Source organism: Caulobacter sp. 602-1, from assembly GCF_003931565.1.
Taxonomy (GTDB): domain Bacteria; phylum Pseudomonadota; class Alphaproteobacteria; order Caulobacterales; family Caulobacteraceae; genus Caulobacter.
In genome coordinates this window covers 761,190-775,385 of record NZ_RRYI01000003.1, presented here as the reverse complement: position 1 = coordinate 775,385, position 14,196 = coordinate 761,190, and the positions used below count along the sequence as shown (strand labels likewise).

General features: G+C 69.5%; 15 protein-coding genes and 1 tRNA gene. 6 read left to right on the top strand and 10 right to left on the bottom strand.

What is annotated here, in order from left to right:
• Nucleotides 1-89: 89 nt before the first annotated feature.
• The 5 genes from EIK80_RS12480 to tsaD are packed head-to-tail and all read right to left on the bottom strand — an operon-like array spanning nucleotide 90 to nucleotide 3,677.
• Entirely contained in the window at nucleotides 90-866 is a 777-nt protein-coding gene (locus tag EIK80_RS12480; protein ID WP_199743457.1) for a class I SAM-dependent methyltransferase, read from the bottom strand.
• 45 nt (nucleotides 867-911) lie between these two features.
• Complete coding sequence (locus tag EIK80_RS12475) at nucleotides 912-1,277, bottom strand: Rieske (2Fe-2S) protein (RefSeq protein ID WP_125157295.1); 366 nt, start codon at nucleotides 1,275-1,277, stop codon at nucleotides 912-914.
• A gap of 4 nt (nucleotides 1,278-1,281) precedes the next feature.
• Nucleotides 1,282-1,563 carry a YciI family protein gene (locus EIK80_RS12470; RefSeq protein ID WP_125157294.1) on the bottom strand — a complete coding sequence of 94 codons (282 nt, stop codon included), beginning with the start codon at nucleotides 1,561-1,563 and terminating at the stop codon, nucleotides 1,282-1,284.
• An 18-nt stretch (nucleotides 1,564-1,581) separates the two neighbouring features.
• Complete coding sequence (locus EIK80_RS12465) at nucleotides 1,582-2,577, bottom strand: NAD(P)H-dependent glycerol-3-phosphate dehydrogenase (RefSeq protein WP_125157293.1); 996 nt, start codon at nucleotides 2,575-2,577, stop codon at nucleotides 1,582-1,584.
• Complete coding sequence (gene tsaD / locus EIK80_RS12460) at nucleotides 2,574-3,677, bottom strand: tRNA (adenosine(37)-N6)-threonylcarbamoyltransferase complex transferase subunit TsaD (protein ID WP_125157292.1); 1,104 nt, start codon at nucleotides 3,675-3,677, stop codon at nucleotides 2,574-2,576. Before tsaD ends, EIK80_RS12465 begins: the two co-directional genes overlap by 4 nt.
• Before the next feature lie 71 nt (nucleotides 3,678-3,748).
• On the opposite strand from tsaD, the gene hemC reads away from it, so the two are divergent.
• The 6 genes from hemC (at nucleotide 3,749) to EIK80_RS12430 (ending at nucleotide 8,375) form a co-directional block, all read left to right on the top strand.
• Nucleotides 3,749-4,717 carry a hydroxymethylbilane synthase gene (gene hemC, locus EIK80_RS12455; protein WP_125157291.1) on the top strand — a complete coding sequence of 323 codons (969 nt, stop codon included), beginning with the start codon at nucleotides 3,749-3,751 and terminating at the stop codon, nucleotides 4,715-4,717.
• A 4-nt stretch (nucleotides 4,718-4,721) separates the two neighbouring features.
• Nucleotides 4,722-5,408, top strand: a complete 687-nt coding sequence (locus tag EIK80_RS12450) for a uroporphyrinogen-III synthase (RefSeq protein WP_125157290.1) — start codon at nucleotides 4,722-4,724, stop codon at nucleotides 5,406-5,408.
• 45 nt (nucleotides 5,409-5,453) lie between these two features.
• Nucleotides 5,454-6,347, top strand: coding sequence for a COG4223 family protein (locus EIK80_RS12445; RefSeq protein ID WP_125157289.1), 894 nt, complete (start codon nucleotides 5,454-5,456; stop codon nucleotides 6,345-6,347).
• Nucleotides 6,344-7,888 carry a heme biosynthesis protein HemY gene (locus EIK80_RS12440; RefSeq protein ID WP_125157288.1) on the top strand — a complete coding sequence of 515 codons (1,545 nt, stop codon included), beginning with the start codon at nucleotides 6,344-6,346 and terminating at the stop codon, nucleotides 7,886-7,888. Before EIK80_RS12445 ends, EIK80_RS12440 begins: the two co-directional genes overlap by 4 nt.
• 40 nt (nucleotides 7,889-7,928) lie before the next feature.
• Nucleotides 7,929-8,004 (top strand) — tRNA-Thr (locus EIK80_RS12435).
• Nucleotides 8,005-8,075: 71 nt separating this feature from the next.
• Nucleotides 8,076-8,375, top strand: coding sequence for a hypothetical protein (locus tag EIK80_RS12430; protein ID WP_125157287.1), 300 nt, complete (start codon nucleotides 8,076-8,078; stop codon nucleotides 8,373-8,375).
• A gap of 7 nt (nucleotides 8,376-8,382) precedes the next feature.
• Here EIK80_RS12430 and EIK80_RS12425 read toward each other — a convergent pair whose 3' ends face one another.
• The 5 genes from EIK80_RS12425 to EIK80_RS12405 all read right to left on the bottom strand — a co-directional run bounded on the left by EIK80_RS12425 (nucleotide 8,383) and on the right by EIK80_RS12405 (nucleotide 14,194).
• On the bottom strand, nucleotides 8,383-9,033 hold the full coding sequence (locus EIK80_RS12425; RefSeq protein ID WP_125157286.1) for a hypothetical protein: 651 nt from the start codon (nucleotides 9,031-9,033) through the stop codon (nucleotides 8,383-8,385).
• Between the two features lie 125 nt (nucleotides 9,034-9,158).
• Nucleotides 9,159-11,357 carry a 3-hydroxyacyl-CoA dehydrogenase NAD-binding domain-containing protein gene (locus EIK80_RS12420; protein WP_125157285.1) on the bottom strand — a complete coding sequence of 733 codons (2,199 nt, stop codon included), beginning with the start codon at nucleotides 11,355-11,357 and terminating at the stop codon, nucleotides 9,159-9,161.
• A 20-nt stretch (nucleotides 11,358-11,377) separates the two neighbouring features.
• Entirely contained in the window at nucleotides 11,378-12,583 is a 1,206-nt protein-coding gene (locus tag EIK80_RS12415; protein WP_125157284.1) for an acetyl-CoA C-acetyltransferase, read from the bottom strand.
• A gap of 64 nt (nucleotides 12,584-12,647) precedes the next feature.
• Nucleotides 12,648-13,034: a hypothetical protein gene (locus EIK80_RS12410; protein ID WP_125157283.1), complete on the bottom strand. Its 387-nt coding sequence runs from the start codon at nucleotides 13,032-13,034 to the stop codon at nucleotides 12,648-12,650.
• A complete protein-coding gene (locus EIK80_RS12405; RefSeq protein ID WP_125157282.1) occupies nucleotides 13,031-14,194 on the bottom strand; it encodes an acyl-CoA dehydrogenase family protein in 1,164 nt (387 codons plus the stop codon). Before EIK80_RS12405 ends, EIK80_RS12410 begins: the two co-directional genes overlap by 4 nt.
• Nucleotides 14,195-14,196: the final 2 nt, after the last annotated feature.

Below are 14,196 nucleotides of genomic sequence, written 5' to 3'. Positions count from 1 at the left end.
TCGCGAGGCAGGATGCGGGGACAGATATCTAGCGGTCCTTAACCTTGGCGAGGTCGGGCCGGCGACATAATGTCGCGTATCAGTGATATCTAGCGCGGGATCTCGGCGGTCTTGACCAGGGCGACCTGCCGATAGACGGCGGCGACCTCGAAATAGCGGCCAAAGGCGGCGTGGAACTGATCGACGGCCTGCTTCACGCCCGGTCCGCCGATCTCGCTGATGTCGTGCCAGTAATCGTCCAGCACCATCATCCCGCCGACGCTCAGCAGGCTGGCGCAGAAGCAGAGATCGATCAGCACGGCCAGGGCCGTGTGGCTGCCGTCGACATAGATCAGGTCGAACTGTTCGTTCCGCTCCAGCATCTGGGGCAGGATGTAGGTGGAAAAGCCCTTGTGGGTGTCGAGGCTCTTGAAGCCGCATTTGGCCATGTTGCGGGCGAAGCGCGGCTCGACGGCGTGGTACTTCTCTTCCGGGTTCAGGGCCTCGTCGAACCAGGGGTCGATGACGGTGACCGCCAGGCGTTGCGGCAGCAGCCAGTCCATGAAGGCGAGGTTGCGGCCCTCATAGGCGCCGATCTCCATATAGCGGATCGTCTCGCCCTCGGGGCGCTTGGCCGCGAAATCGCGCAGCAGCGGGGTCACGAACGGGATGTTGTTGCTGGCCCAGGTCGAGGTGAACTCGAAGCCCGCCTGTTCGGCGTGGGCGTTGAACGCGTCGACCACGGCCGGGTCGCGCTGGCCGCCCAGCATGGTCCTGGCCAGGTTCGAGGCCAGGCGCGGATTGATCTTGGTCAGCGAGCGCAGCTTGGCGAGCCCGGCGCGGTGGGTGACCGTCTCGGCGTCGAAGTGCATGTCGGCGGCGGTCATGGTCCGGTTCCTCGCGATCTTTGGCGGGACCGTACGGGAAAGGTCTTAAGCGACGATGATCTGGCCTTCGCGGACCTCGACCGGCCAGGGGAACAGCTTGTCGCCAGAACAGGGGCCCGCCACGCAGACTCCGTCCTCGATCTTGAACAGGGCCGCGTGGCCCGCGCACAGGATCAGGTCGTTCTCGCGGGTCAGGTAGCGGCCCGCGAAGCCGGCCAGCGGCCAGCCGGCGTGGGGGCAGCTGTCCAGATAGCCGACCACCTGTTCGTCCTTGCGGACCACGAACCCGGCGAACATCGCGTCGCCCTCGCGCCAGCGGAAGCCCTTCGCGCCCGGCGAGGGGATCTCGTCCAGCGCGCAGAGCACCGTCCCGGGCGCGGGGCGGGCGGCATTGTCCGGGTCCGTTCGCAAGGGATCAGAGCGAGCCGATCGCCACGCGCCAGGGACGAACCTCGACGCTTTCGAACACGCCGGCGGCGGTGAACGGGTCATTGTCCGCCTGGGCCTGGGCGGCGGCCAGGTCCTCGGCCTCGACGATCAGCAGAGAGCCGATCGGATCGCCGTCGTCGCCCAGCAGAGCGCCCGCCAGCTTCAGGCCCTGGGACTGGTTCAGATAGTCCAGGTGTGTCGGGCGGGTCGTCAGGCGGGTTTCAAGCGCGCCGGGCTTGTCCTTGCAGATGATGGCGAAGAGGGCCATGCGGTCGTTCCTTACTGACTAGGCTTCGGATTTGAGAGGGCGCGACAGCAGGCGCGCTATGGCGGCGTCGACCCCGATCTCGCCAGCCAGGATGGCGGCGACGGCCTCGCAGATCGGAACCTCGACCCCGACCTTGCGGGCCAGGGCGCGGACGGCCGGGGCCGAGGCGACGCCTTCGGCTACGGACACCTTGCCCGCCAGGGCTTGCTCCAGGGTCAGGCCCTGGCCGAGCGCCAGGCCGACGCTCATGTTGCGCGATTGCGGGCTGGAGCAGGTCAAGACGAGGTCGCCCAGACCGCACAGACCCGAGAGGGTCTCAGGCTTGGCGCCCAGGGCCACAGCCAGGCGGGTCAGCTCGGCGAAGCCGCGGGTGATCACCGAGGCGTGGGCGTTACGACCCAGGCCCTTGCCCTCGACCACGCCGCAGGCGATCGCCAGGACGTTCTTGACCGCCCCTCCGGCCTCGGCGCCGATCAGGTCGCTGGCCGTATAGGGACGGAAGGTCGGGGTGGCGATGGCCTCGGCGATGGCGCGGCCCAGAGCCTCGTCCGCGCAGGCCAGGGTGACCGCGGCCGGAAGATTTCGGGCCACTTCGCCGGCGAAGCTGGGACCCGACAGCACGGCGATCGGCGCGTCCGGCAGGGCCTCGGCGGCGACCTCCGTCATCAGTTTCAGCGTGCCCTGCTCGACGCCCTTGGCGCACAGCACGATCGGCGCGCCGGCCTGCCGATGCGGGGCGAAGGCCGCCAGCGCGGCGCGCAGGTGCTGGGCCGGGGCCACGGCCAGGATCAGGTCGCAGTCGGCGAGGGCCGCCAGCTCCGTCACGGCCGTGATCCCGGGTTCGAGCCCGACACCGGGCAGGAACACCACGTTCTCGTGGCGCTCATTGACGGCCGTCACGACCTCCGGCTCGCGGGCCTGCAGGGTGACCTGGAGACCGGCGCGGGCGCAGACCTGGGCCAGGGCGGTGCCCCAGGCGCCGGCACCGATGACGCCCACGTGCTTGAAGGTCATGCCTTGGCTCCCTTGCGTCCGTAGGCGTTGGCGGGGTTGGCCAGCGCCGCGGCCTCGTCCAGCGGCCAGCGCGGTCGGGCGACCGCGTCGAGGTCGTCGAAGATCCCCAGCGCCAGCCGCTCGGCCCCCGCCAGGGCGATCATGGCGGCGTTGTCGGTGCAATAGGCTAGCGGCGGTGCGGCGAAGGAAAAGCCGTTCCTCTCGCAGTCGGCCAGCAGGGCCGCGCGCACCGCGCCATTGGCGGCCACACCGCCGGCGACGACGAAACGCAGGTCGTCCGCGTTGTGACCGTCCCTGTAGAGCTTCATGGCTCGGTCGACCCGCTCGGACAGTTGGCGGGCGATCGCGGCCTGGACGGCGGCGGCCAGATCGCGGCGCTCGTCGTCGGTGTTCAGGGTCTCGGCGATTCGCGCGGCGGCGGTCTTCAGGCCCGAGAACGAGAAGTCGCAGTCCTTGCGGCCCAGCAGTGCGCGGGGCAGCGTGTAGCGCGTGGCGTCGCCGCCGACCGCCAGCTTTTCCAACGCCGGACCGCCTGGATAGGGCAGGCCCAGGCTCTTGGCGATCTTGTCGAAGGCCTCGCCGGCAGCGTCGTCGATCGTGGTGCCCAGGCGCTTGCAGGCTCCGACGCCGGAGACCTCCAGCAACTGGCAGTGCCCGCCCGAGACCAGCAGCAGCAGGAACGGATAGGCGATGGCGGCGCCCAGGCGGGCCGAGACCGCGTGACCTTCCAGATGGTTGACGGCGACGAGCGGCACGCCGCACGCCAGCGACACGGCCTTGCCGAACGCCAGACCGACCATGACCCCGCCGACCAGGCCCGGCCCGGCCGTGGCGGCCACGCCGTCGAGATCGTCGAAGGTAAGGCCCGAGGCGCGCATGGCCTCGGCGGCGATGGCGTCGATCGACTCCACATGGGCGCGGGCGGCGATCTCGGGCACCACGCCGCCGAATGGAGCGTGTTGCTCGAACTGGGTGCCGATGACCGAGGACAGCACCGTCACCGCCCCGTCCGGCGCGCGGCGCACGACCGAGGCCGCGGTCTCGTCGCAGCTGGTTTCCAGGCCGAGGATGGTGAGGGTCGAATCCGTAAGGACAGTCATTCGTTGCGGGCTTCCCGCCGCTCCTGTAGCAGCGAAGATGAAATCTTGTCTCCGCAGGTAACGTTCCGACCGTGTCCCGGCAACCTCCCATCCGTATCGGCGCGCGTGGCTCCAAGCTCTCCCTGGCCCAGTCGGGGCTGATGCAGGCGCGGATCGCGCATGCGCTGGGCGTCCCCGTCGGCGCTTCCCAGGAAGAGATCGAGGCCGCCGCCCCGCTGATCCCGATCGTCACCAGCGGCGACCGCATCCAGGACCGCCGCCTGATGGAGATCGGCGGCAAGGGGCTCTTCACCAAGGAGATCGAGGAGGCCCTGCTGGACGGTCGGATCGACTGTGCGGTGCATTCGCTGAAGGACATGCCGGCCGAGCTGCCGCCGGGCCTGATCCTCGCCGCGACGCCCGAGCGCGAGGATCCGCGCGACGCCTTCATCAGCCATGTCGCCGAGCGGCTGGAAGACCTGCCGAAGGGCGCGCGCCTGGGCACCGCGTCCCTGCGTCGCCAGGCTCAGGCTCTGCATGTGCGGCCCGATCTCGAGATCGTCATGCTGCGCGGCAATGTCGACACCCGCCTGGCCAAGCTGGAGCGCGGCGAGGCCGACGCCATCCTGCTGGCTCAATCGGGCCTGAACCGTCTGGGCCTGGGTCACCTGACCCGCAGCTGGCTCGACCCGGACGCCGCGCCGCCGGCCCCGGGCCAAGGCGCGCTCGTCATAGAGACCCGCCTCGAAGACGCCCATGCGCCCTGGCTTCAGGCCGTCAGCTGCAGGGAGACGACCGTCGCCGTCGCCGCCGAGCGCGGGGCGCTCTACGCCCTGGAAGGCTCATGCCGGACGGCCATCGGCGCCCGCGCGGCGCTTGATGGTTCGCGCCTGACCCTGATCGTCGAAGCCTTGACCCCGGACGGCGCCCAGCGGTTCCGCCGGCGGGGCGAAACCACCCTCTCGGGGGCGGACGACATCGTTGAGGCCCGCGCCCTGGGCCTGGAGCTAGGCGCACAGGTTCGCGTCGAGGGCGGCGACGCCATCCTGCAGCCGGAATAGCGGAATGACCGTGGGCGCGCCGGTCTGGATCACCCGCGCCCGTCCCGGCGCCCTGGCCACCGCCGAGCGTGTTCGGGGCCTGGGCTTCACGGCCATCGTCGATCCCCTGCTGGCGGTCGAGAGCCTGGACGTCCAGCTCGATCTCTCGCACATCGCCGCCCTCGCCTTCACCAGCGCGAACGGGGTCGAGGCCTTCGCGCGGCTGTCGGACGAACGCGGCCTGCCGGTGTTCGCCGTCGGCCGGGCCACGGCCAAGGCGGCGCGGGGCGAGGGCTTCGCGTCGGTCTCCAGCGCCGACGGGGACGTCGAGGATCTCTGCGCGCTGATCGCCGCCGGGGCTCACGGATCGGTGCTGTGGGCTGGGGCCAGGGAGCCGGCCGGCGATCTCGTCGGCATGCTGCGCGGCCGCGGGCTGATGGCCACGGGCGTTGCCGTCTACGAGACGCTCGAGCGGGCTCCGTCCGAGGACACCCTGGCGCGGTTGGACGCGCCAGCGGCGGTCCTGTTGCACTCGCCCCGCGCGGCCCGCGTCCTGGCGGCGATCCTGCGCCAGCGACCCGCGCCGACCGCGCGATTCCTGTGTCTCTCAGAGGCCGTCGCCGCCCCTCTGCGCGACATCGCCGAACCCGGGTCTGTGACCTTCGCGCCGCGTCCGGACGAATCCGCCCTCCTGGACCTGCTCAATAGCTAAGCACGACGTTGCGAAGCATCGCGGCCTGGGGCACGAATGGACCTCATGAACGCCGCTCCCGATCCCGCTGAAATCGTCGCCCCCAGCGACCCGGCGCTATATGCCCGCCGCCGCGTGATGGGACCCGGCGTCTGGATCTGGTTGATCCTCTGCGTGCTCTGCATCGCCCTCGGCGCCGGTGTCGCGCACTACGGTCCCACCCTGTTCAAGTCCAAGGCCGCGCCGATCGGCGGCGAAGTCTCGGCCGCGCCCAGTCCGCGCGCGGTGGTCGATCGCGTCGCCATAGGCTCGGCCCTGCCGGTCGACGGCGGGACCAGCGCCCCGGGCCCGCCGGCCGCCGATCTCGAGCGCCTGGACGGCCGAATCGCCGCCCTAGAATCCAGCCAAAGGGGCGTGACCGAGGCGGCGACCGCCGCCTTGGCGGTTTCCGCGCTCGCGGAGGCCACCGAGACCTCGCGACCATTCGGCCAGGAACTGGCCGGCTTGCAGCGGGTGTTGCCGCCCTCGCCCGACCTGCGGGCGCTTAGCGAGCTGGCCGACAAGGGCGCCCCGACCCGCGCCGGACTGGCCGTGCAGTTCGGGGCCCTGGCCGGCCGCGCCGCCAGCGCCTCGCGCGATCCCGGACCGGACGCCGATCTGTTCTCGCGCATCCGCTACGCCCTCTCCAGCATCGTCTCGATCCGTCATGTCGGCTCGACGACCGGCTCGACGCCCGACGCCATGCTGGCCCGCGCCCAGGCCCTGCTGGACGACGGCGATGTCGAGGGCGCGGTCCAGGCGCTGGACCCGCTGCCCGACGCCGCCCGCGTCGTGCTGGCCCCGTGGATCAACGCCGCCAACCGCCGCATCGAGATCGACCGACACGTCGCCGCCATTCGCGCCGACGCCCTGACCGACCTGTCTCGTGTCACGGGGATGGGCCCCCAGGGGCAGCCATGACCCGCGTCGCCTTCGCTCTCTTCCTGGTCGCCGCCGTCGCGGTCACCGTTCTGGCCCTGACCGGCGAGCCGGGCCGCGCCGCGCTGGACTGGATGGGCTGGCGGATCGAGATGACCGCCGCCGCCGCGGCCCTGCTGACCCTATTCTCGGCTTTGGCCTTCACCCTGCTGTGGCGCGGCGTGATCTGGATTGTCGAGGCCCCCCGCCGCGCCGCCCGCGCTCGCGCGGAGGCCAAGCGCAAGTCGGCGATCGAGGCCCTGTCGCGCGGTTTCCTGGCGGTCGCCGCCGGCGACGGCTCAGAGGCCCGCCGCCTGGCCCAGAAGTCGGCCGAACTGGCCGAGGACGCCCCGGCCCTGGTCCGCGTGCTGGCGGCCCAGGCGGCGGAGGCGGCTGGCGACCTCACCGCGGCCAAGAACGCCTACAACGCCATGCTCGGCTTCCCCGAGATGCGCCTGGCCGGTCTGCGCGGCCTGATGCTGGCGGCCCAGGCCGAGGGCGACCGCCTCACGGCCATTCGTCACGCCGAGACGGCCTACGGCCTCACGCGCACCGCCCGCTGGGCCTGGCGCGCCCTGCTGGAGGCTCGGCTGGAGGTCGGCGACTGGGCCGCGGCGCTGGATCTCGTCCAGGGCGCCCTGGAGCGCAAGATCGTCTCGCCGGTCGTCGCCGACCGCAGCCGCGCCGCGCTTCTGGCCGCTTCGGCCGCCAGTCTGGAAGATAGCCCCGAGCCCAAGGCCCGCGCCCAGGCGCTGGACTTCGCCACCCAGTCGGTGAAGCTGAAGCCCGACTTCGCCCCCGGCGTGGTGATGGCCGCCCGCCTGCTGGCCGACGACGGCAAGGTCGCCAAGGCCGGCCAACTGATCGAGACGGCCTGGAAGGCGGAGCCGCATCCGGCGCTGTGGCTGGCCTATCGCGACCTGAAGACCAACGAGACTCCCAAGGCCCGCGGCCAGCGCCTGGCCGCCCTGGCCGCGATGAAGCCCGAGCCGCGCGAGAGCCGTATCCTGCGCGTCGAGAGCGCCCTGATCGGCGGTGACCCCGTCGCCGCCCGCGCCGCCGCCCGCCTGCTGGACGCCGAGGCTCCGACCGCTCGTTTCGCCGGCCTGATGGCCCGCGTCGCCGCCGCCAACGGCGAGGCCGACGAGGCCCGCGCCTGGATCGCCCGCGGCGTCGAGGCGCCGCAGGAGCCGGACTGGTCCGACCTCGACCCCGAGGGCCGCGCCTTCGCCTATCGCCCGGAGGACTGGGCCAGGCTGGTCGGCAGCTACGGCGAGACCGGTCAATTGATCCATCCGCGCCACGAACGCCGCGAGCGGACGATGAGCGACCTGCCCGAGCTGCCCTCGGCCTATGCTGACTACGCGGCGTCGACGCCGTTCATCCGCGCGGCCGAGACCGGCGGCGCCCTGATGCCCGTCCCGGACGACCCCGGCGTGTTCGACGCCCCGCCGATTTCCGACCCGCCGGAAGGCGGTCCGGCGCCCCGCCGCAATTCTGGTGCAAGACGGCGCTTGGCAAGTGGCTCGCGCGCCGCTAAATAGGCGCTCCCTTCGCCCTGGAGCCTTGCTTCGGGGTGCGTGGGCCGCCTTAGCTCAGCCGGTAGAGCGGCGCATTCGTAATGCGTAGGTCAGGTGTTCGAGTCACCTAGGCGGCACCACTCCTTCTTTCCCTTCTGAAATCCGGAACTCTCGTGGCGACGGCTCCGTTCGTGTCTCGAAGGAGTTCCCCATGTCCGATCGCGTTGACGACGATACCGCCCTCGAGGAAGTCATGCGTTTTCTCGACTCGCCGCCGGAGGAAGGCTCCGCCGACGACGAGCGGTTCGGAGCGCGGCTGCGGCAGGTGATCGCGGCGGCGATTCCGTTGGATGAGAGCGAAGATCCGGCGGATGGGCCGACCCTGCAGCTGGACGACGATCTGCGCGGTCGGCTGGAGGCCCTGGCGAAGAAGCGGGGCGGTAACCACTATTTTGGCGACCATCCGGACGGCATAGGTCCGACACTGGGCATGGACGTGAGCAAGTCCTAGGCGGCGCTCAGTCGTCCCAGCCCTTGCGCTTTTTCTTCTTGCCCAGGGCGAAGATCCCCGGATACGGGCCCTTGCCGACGCGGTAGAGGCACCAGTCGTCGTCCTTGGCGCAGTCGCCGTCGAACGCGGCCTTCTTGTCCGGGTCTATGGCGGCGTACATCGGCGCGGTGCGCGAGCGCTGGCCATCGGCCTCGGCGCAGGCGGCCTTCTGGTCGCGGTTCAGGGCGACGGTCTTCTCATGGCGGCAACCCAGGCTTTCGCGCAGGCTGTCGCGGGTCTGGTCGCTCTGCTCGACCAGCTTGCGGGCGGTGAAGCCGGGCGGGGCGACGATGGCCGGCGGGCCGGAGGGCCTGGCCGCCACGGACGGGGCCGAAATGATCGTGGGCGAGGCCGGCAAGGGCGAGGCGGCGCTTGGCCGGACTTGGGCCGGCGGGACCGAAGCCTGCGCGGGCGTATCGACGGGGCGAGACGGCGCGTCCAGCAGTTGCGCCTCGATGACCGGCGGTTCGACCAGTTGGGGCAGCCAGCGCGCCCCGGAAACCAGGGCCAGCAGCACCAGGACGTGAGCGGTCAGAACCGCGCCCAGGGCCGTGAGGTTGCGCCGCAGATCCCGTCGTGAGGGGCGCCGCCAGGTTCCGATGGCGATCGCCGTACTCATGATGTCTCCAGGCGCTGCGGCGCTGGATATGGGTATGCGCGCGATGCGGCGCGAGCGTGGCCGTACGGGACAAGAAAAAGGCCCGATGTTTCCACCGGGCCTTTGCCTGTTTCAGCGATGGAGGGTTACGCCGCCACCTTCGCCTTGACGCCGAAGCGCCCGTAGAAGGTCTCGCCCTTTTCGGCCATCTCGCGCAGCAGGGCCGGCGGCGCGAAGCGCTTCCCGTACTGCTGGGCCAGGCGGTCGCAGGTCTCGACGAAGGCCTTGGCGCCGACGCCGTCGATCAGGCTGATCGGGCCGCCGGTCCAGGGCGCAAAACCCCAGCCCAGGATGGCGCCGACATCGGCCTCGCGCGGGTCGACGATGACGCCTTCCTCGAAGCAGCGGGCCGCTTCGACGGCTTGGCGATACAGCAGGCGGGTGCGGATCTCTTCGATCAGCTTGGCGTCGGCGTCCTTGGTGGTCACCGGCGCCAGTTCGGCCAGACCCGGCCACAGCTTCTTCTGGCCGCCTTCCGGATAGTCGTAGAAGCCCTTGCCGTTCTTGCGGCCGAGGCGGCCCAGTTCGACGACCATCTTTTCCAGAACCGGGGCGAACGGACGCTCCTCGTACTTGTCGCCGAGGTCCTTCTTGGTCTGTTCGCCGATCTTGTAGGAGAGGTCGAGCGCGACGTCGTCGTTCATCTCCAGCGGGCCGCGGGGCATGCCGGTGGCGCGGCCGACATTGTCGATGATGGCGGGGGCGATGCCCTCGGCCATCATTTCCAGGCCTTCCTGCACGAAGGTGCCGAAGCAGCGGCTGGTGTAGAAGCCGCGGCTGTCATTGACGACGATCGGGGTCTTCTTGATCTTCAGGACGTAGTCGATCGACTTGGCCAGGGCTTCCTGGCTGGTCTGCTCGCCCATGATGATCTCGACCAGACCCATCTTGTCGACCGGCGAGAAGAAGTGGATGCCGATGAACGAGGCCGGGCGGACGCTGGCCTTGGCCAGACCGGTGATCGGCAGGGTCGAAGTGTTGGAGCCGAAGATTGCGGTTTCGGCCAGCTGGGCCTCGGCCTTCTTGGTGACCTCGGCCTTGACGTCGCGGTTCTCGAACACGGCCTCGACGACGAGGTCACTGCCCTTGACCTGCGCGTAGTCGGCGGTCGGGTGGATCAGGGCCAGGATGGCCTCGCCCTTCTCGGCCGTCATCTTGCCACGCGAGACGGCCTTCTTGACCAGGCCCTCGGCGTAGCCCTTGCCCTTCTCGGCGGCTTCCTGCGACTGGTCGATCAGGACGGTCTCGATGCCGGCCATGGCTTGGACATAGGCGATGCCCGCGCCCATCATGCCGGCGCCGAGGACGGCGACCTTCTTGACGTCATAGTGCGGGACGTTGGCCGGACGGCCCGAACCCTTGCCCAGCTCCTGCAGGGAGAGGAACAGGGTGCGGATCATGCCCTTGGCCTGGGGCGTCATCATGGTCTTCAGGAAGTAGCGGGTCTCGATCCGCAGGGCGGCGTCGAACGGCACCTGCGTGCCCTCATAGACCGCCTTCATGATGTTCAGCTGGGCCGGGTAGTTGCCATAGGTCTGCTTGCGCAGCATGGCGTTGCCCATCACGAAGACCTGGCTGCCGGTCGGGGTGTAGGGACCGCCGCCCGGAAGCTTGAAGTCCTTCTTGTCCCACGGGGCGACGGGATCGCCCTTGGTCTTGACCCAGGTCTTGGCGGCTTCCACCACCTGGTCGGCCGGAACGACCTCGTGCACGACCTTGTTGGCCAGGGCCTCGGCCGGCTTCATCGACTTGCCTTCCAGCAGGTACGGCGCGGCGGCCATCACGCCCATCAGGCGCGGCAGGCGCTGGGTGCCGCCGGCGCCCGGCAGCAGGCCGACCTTGGCTTCCGGCAGGGAGAGCTGGATCTTCGGATTGTCGGCCACCACGCGGTAGTGGCAGGCCAGGGTGATCTCCAGGCCGCCGCCCATGGCCAGGCCGTTGATGGCCGCCGCCACCGGCTTGCCGCAGGTTTCCAGGGCGCGGAACGCCTTGTTCAGCGCAAAGCCCGCCTCGAAGGCGGCCTTCAGGCCCTCTTCGCCCGGCTTGCCGCCGCCCAGACCGCCCGAGCCGCCAAGCTCACCCAGGTCGGCGCCGGCGCAGAAGCCGGTCGTCTTGCCCGAGGTGATGACGGCGCCCTTGATGGCCTCGTCGCTCTTGATGCGCTCGACGACGTCGCCGATTTCCTTGATGACCGAAGCGGTCAGGGTGTTCATCGAGCGGCCGGGCACGTCGAAGGTGACCAGGGCCACGCCGTCGGAATCGACCTCGATCTTGAAGTTTTCCATAGGTGTCAGGTCCTTAAGTCTTAGACGCGTTCGATGACGGTGGCGGTGCCCATGCCGGCGCCGACGCACAGGGTGATCAGGGCGGTTTCCTTGTCCGAGCGTTCCAGCTCGTCGAGCATGGTCCCCAGGATCATGGCGCCGGTGGCGCCCAGCGGGTGGCCCATGGCGATGGCGCCGCCGTTCACGTTCATCTTGTCGTGGGGGATGTCGAGCGCCTGCATCATCCGCAGGACGACGGCGGCGAAGGCCTCGTTCAGCTCGTAGAGGTCGATGTCCTTGACCTCCATCTTCAGCTTCTTGAGCAGCTTCTCGGTGACCAGCGAGGGGCCGGTCAGCATGATCGAGGGCTCCGAGCCGATCGAGGCCGCGCCCTTGATGCGGCCGCGGGCCTTCAGGCCCAGGGCCTCGCCCATTTCCTTGGTGCCGATCAGCACGCCGGCGGCGCCGTCGACGATGCCCGAGCTGTTGCCGGCGTGGTGGACGTGGTTGATCTTTTCGACCTGCGGATAGCGCTGGGTGACCACGGCGTCGAAAGCCATCTCGCCCATGCCCGTGAACGACGGGTTCAGCGAGGCCAGGGTCTGCATGGTGGTCGAGCCGCGCACGGTCTCGTCGTGGTCGAGGATGGTCAGGCCCAACTGGTCCTTCACGCCGATCACCGACTTCTTGAAGCGGCCGTCAGCCCAAGAGGCGGCGGCGCGCTTCTGGCTCTCGACGGCGTAGGCGTCGACGTCATCGCGCGAAAAGCCGTACAGCGAGGCGATCAGGTCGGCCGAGACGCCTTGCGGCGCGAAATAGGTCTTGAAGGCCGAGGACGGGTCGGTCGGCCAGGCGCCGCCGTCGCTGCCCATCGGCACGCGGCTCATGCTCTCGACGCCGCCGCCGATGGCCATCTGGGCTTCGCCCGAGGCGACCTTGGCCGCGGCCATATTCACGGCTTCCAGGCCCGAGGCGCAGAAGCGGTTGATCTGCACGCCGGCGACGCTTTCGGCGTAGTCGGCGGTCAGGACGGCGGTGCGGGCGATGTCGCTGCCCTGTTCGCCGACGGGCGCGACGCAGCCCAGGATGACGTCGTCGACCTTGCTGGTGTCCAGGTTGTTGCGGTCACGCAGGGCTTCCAGCACCTGGGTGGCCAGCGACAGGGACGTGATCTCGTGCAGAGACCCGTCCTTCTTGCCCTTGCCGCGCGGGGTGCGCACGGCGTCGAAAATGTAAGCGTCAGCCATGGAATGGCTCCTTCCTGCGAAGTGGTGTTCGTGTCGTTGAAAGCGCGGTCGTCGGGGACCGGCCTTAGGGTTTCCAGTTGCCGATCGGGTACTTGCCGATGGGCTCGCACTTGAGGCCGCTGGCGCCGGCCTTGGCCCGGTAGTAGAGGCGCGAACCGAACTCTGGCGGGGGCAGCGAGCAAGCGGTGAAGCCCGAGGTCGTGACCTCCAGCTTCCACTCGGCGATCTTCGAGCGCAGCAGCGTGTTGCAGACGTCCTTGCCGGGCGGGGTCAACGGCAGCTTGAAGGCGCCCGGTTGCGGGCGCTTGCCGACCAGTTCGCCGGAGAAGGTCAGGGGGCGCGGACCGGGGGCGGCGCGCACGCAGACCACGGCCGAGCGGGCGTCGGCTTGAGCGGGAGCCGGCGCGGCGGCGGGGCCGGCCAGCAACGCGATGAGGGGCAGTACGATCATAGCGTCCTCGCGATCAGGAGTTTCATGATCTCGTTGGTGCCGCCGTAGATGCGCTGGATGCGGCTGTCCTTGTACATGCGAGCGATCGGATACTCGTTCATGAAGCCGTAGCCGCCGAACAGCTGAAGGCAGCGGTCGACGATCTTGTTTTCCAGGTCCGAGACCCAGTACTTGGCCATCGAGGCGGTGGCCGCGTCCAGTTTGCCCGCCAGGTGCTGCTCGATGCAGTGGTTGGTGAAGACCCGCGCCACGGTCGCCTCGGTCTTGCACTCGGCGAGGACGAACTGGGTGTTCTGGAAGTCGATGATCGCCTTGCCGAACGCCTTGCGGTCCTTGACGTAGGCGATGGTCAGCTCCAGCGCGCGTTCGATCGTCGCCATGCCCTGCACGGCGATGTTCAGGCGTTCCTGCGGCAGTTGGCCCATCAGCTGGAAGAAGCCCTGGCCCTCGTCGGCCCCCAGCAGATTCTCGGTCGGGACCTTCACGTCGTTGAAGAACAGCTCCGAGGTGTCCTGGGCCTCGTGACCCAGCTTGTCCAAGTTGCGACCGCGCTCGAAGCCCTCGGCCCCATCGGTTTCGACGATCACCAGGCTGGTCCCGCGCGCCCCGCCGGCTGGATCGGTCTTGGCCACCACGATGATCAGATTGGCCGTCTGGCCATTGGTGATGAAGGTCTTGGAGCCGTTAATGACGTACTGATTGCCCACCTGTTTGGCGGTGGTCTTGACGCCTTGCAGGTCCGAACCGGCGCCCGGCTCGGTCATGGCGATGGCGCCGACCAGTTCGCCGGTGGCCAGGCGCGGCAGCCAGCGCTGCTTCTGCTCTTCGGTGCCGTAGTGGAAGATGTACGGCATGACGATGGCGTTGTGCAGGCTGATGCCGAAGCCGTCGACGCCCTTGCGCCCCAGCATGTCCATCAGCACGACCTCGTGGCGATAGTCGCCGCCGGCCCCGCCGTACTGTTCGGGCGTGGAGAGGCCGAGCAAGCCGGCCTCCCCCGCCTTGGTCCACATGTCGCGGTCGACGCAATGGTTCTTGCGCCATTTCGCGACCGTGGCTTCCGGCGCGTGCTCGTCGAAGAACTTGCCCACCGCGTCCTCGAAGATCGCGATGTCCTCTTCGGCCATGAAGGCGGGTTTTTCGACGTTGAGCACGCTCATGA

Bases quoted from the DNA above. Each gene is read 5' to 3' on its own strand.
- tsaD (WP_125157292.1), bottom strand. From the start codon at position 3,677: ATGACTGTCCTTACGGATTCGACCCTCACCATCCTCGGCCTGGAAACC.
- EIK80_RS12425 (WP_125157286.1), bottom strand. From the start codon at position 9,033: ATGAGTACGGCGATCGCCATCGGAACCTGGCGGCGCCCCTCACGACGG.
- EIK80_RS12445 (WP_125157289.1), top strand. From the start codon at position 5,454: ATGAACGCCGCTCCCGATCCCGCTGAAATCGTCGCCCCCAGCGACCCG.
- EIK80_RS12470 (WP_125157294.1), bottom strand. From the start codon at position 1,563: ATGGCCCTCTTCGCCATCATCTGCAAGGACAAGCCCGGCGCGCTTGAA.
- EIK80_RS12430 (WP_125157287.1), top strand. From the start codon at position 8,076: ATGTCCGATCGCGTTGACGACGATACCGCCCTCGAGGAAGTCATGCGT.
- EIK80_RS12410 (WP_125157283.1), bottom strand. From the start codon at position 13,034: ATGATCGTACTGCCCCTCATCGCGTTGCTGGCCGGCCCCGCCGCCGCG.
- EIK80_RS12405 (WP_125157282.1), bottom strand. From the start codon at position 14,194: ATGAGCGTGCTCAACGTCGAAAAACCCGCCTTCATGGCCGAAGAGGAC.
- EIK80_RS12450 (WP_125157290.1), top strand. From the start codon at position 4,722: ATGACCGTGGGCGCGCCGGTCTGGATCACCCGCGCCCGTCCCGGCGCC.
- EIK80_RS12440 (WP_125157288.1), top strand. From the start codon at position 6,344: ATGACCCGCGTCGCCTTCGCTCTCTTCCTGGTCGCCGCCGTCGCGGTC.
- EIK80_RS12480 (WP_199743457.1), bottom strand. From the start codon at position 866: ATGACCGCCGCCGACATGCACTTCGACGCCGAGACGGTCACCCACCGC.
- EIK80_RS12465 (WP_125157293.1), bottom strand. From the start codon at position 2,577: ATGACCTTCAAGCACGTGGGCGTCATCGGTGCCGGCGCCTGGGGCACC.
- EIK80_RS12415 (WP_125157284.1), bottom strand. From the start codon at position 12,583: ATGGCTGACGCTTACATTTTCGACGCCGTGCGCACCCCGCGCGGCAAG.
- EIK80_RS12420 (WP_125157285.1), bottom strand. From the start codon at position 11,357: ATGGAAAACTTCAAGATCGAGGTCGATTCCGACGGCGTGGCCCTGGTC.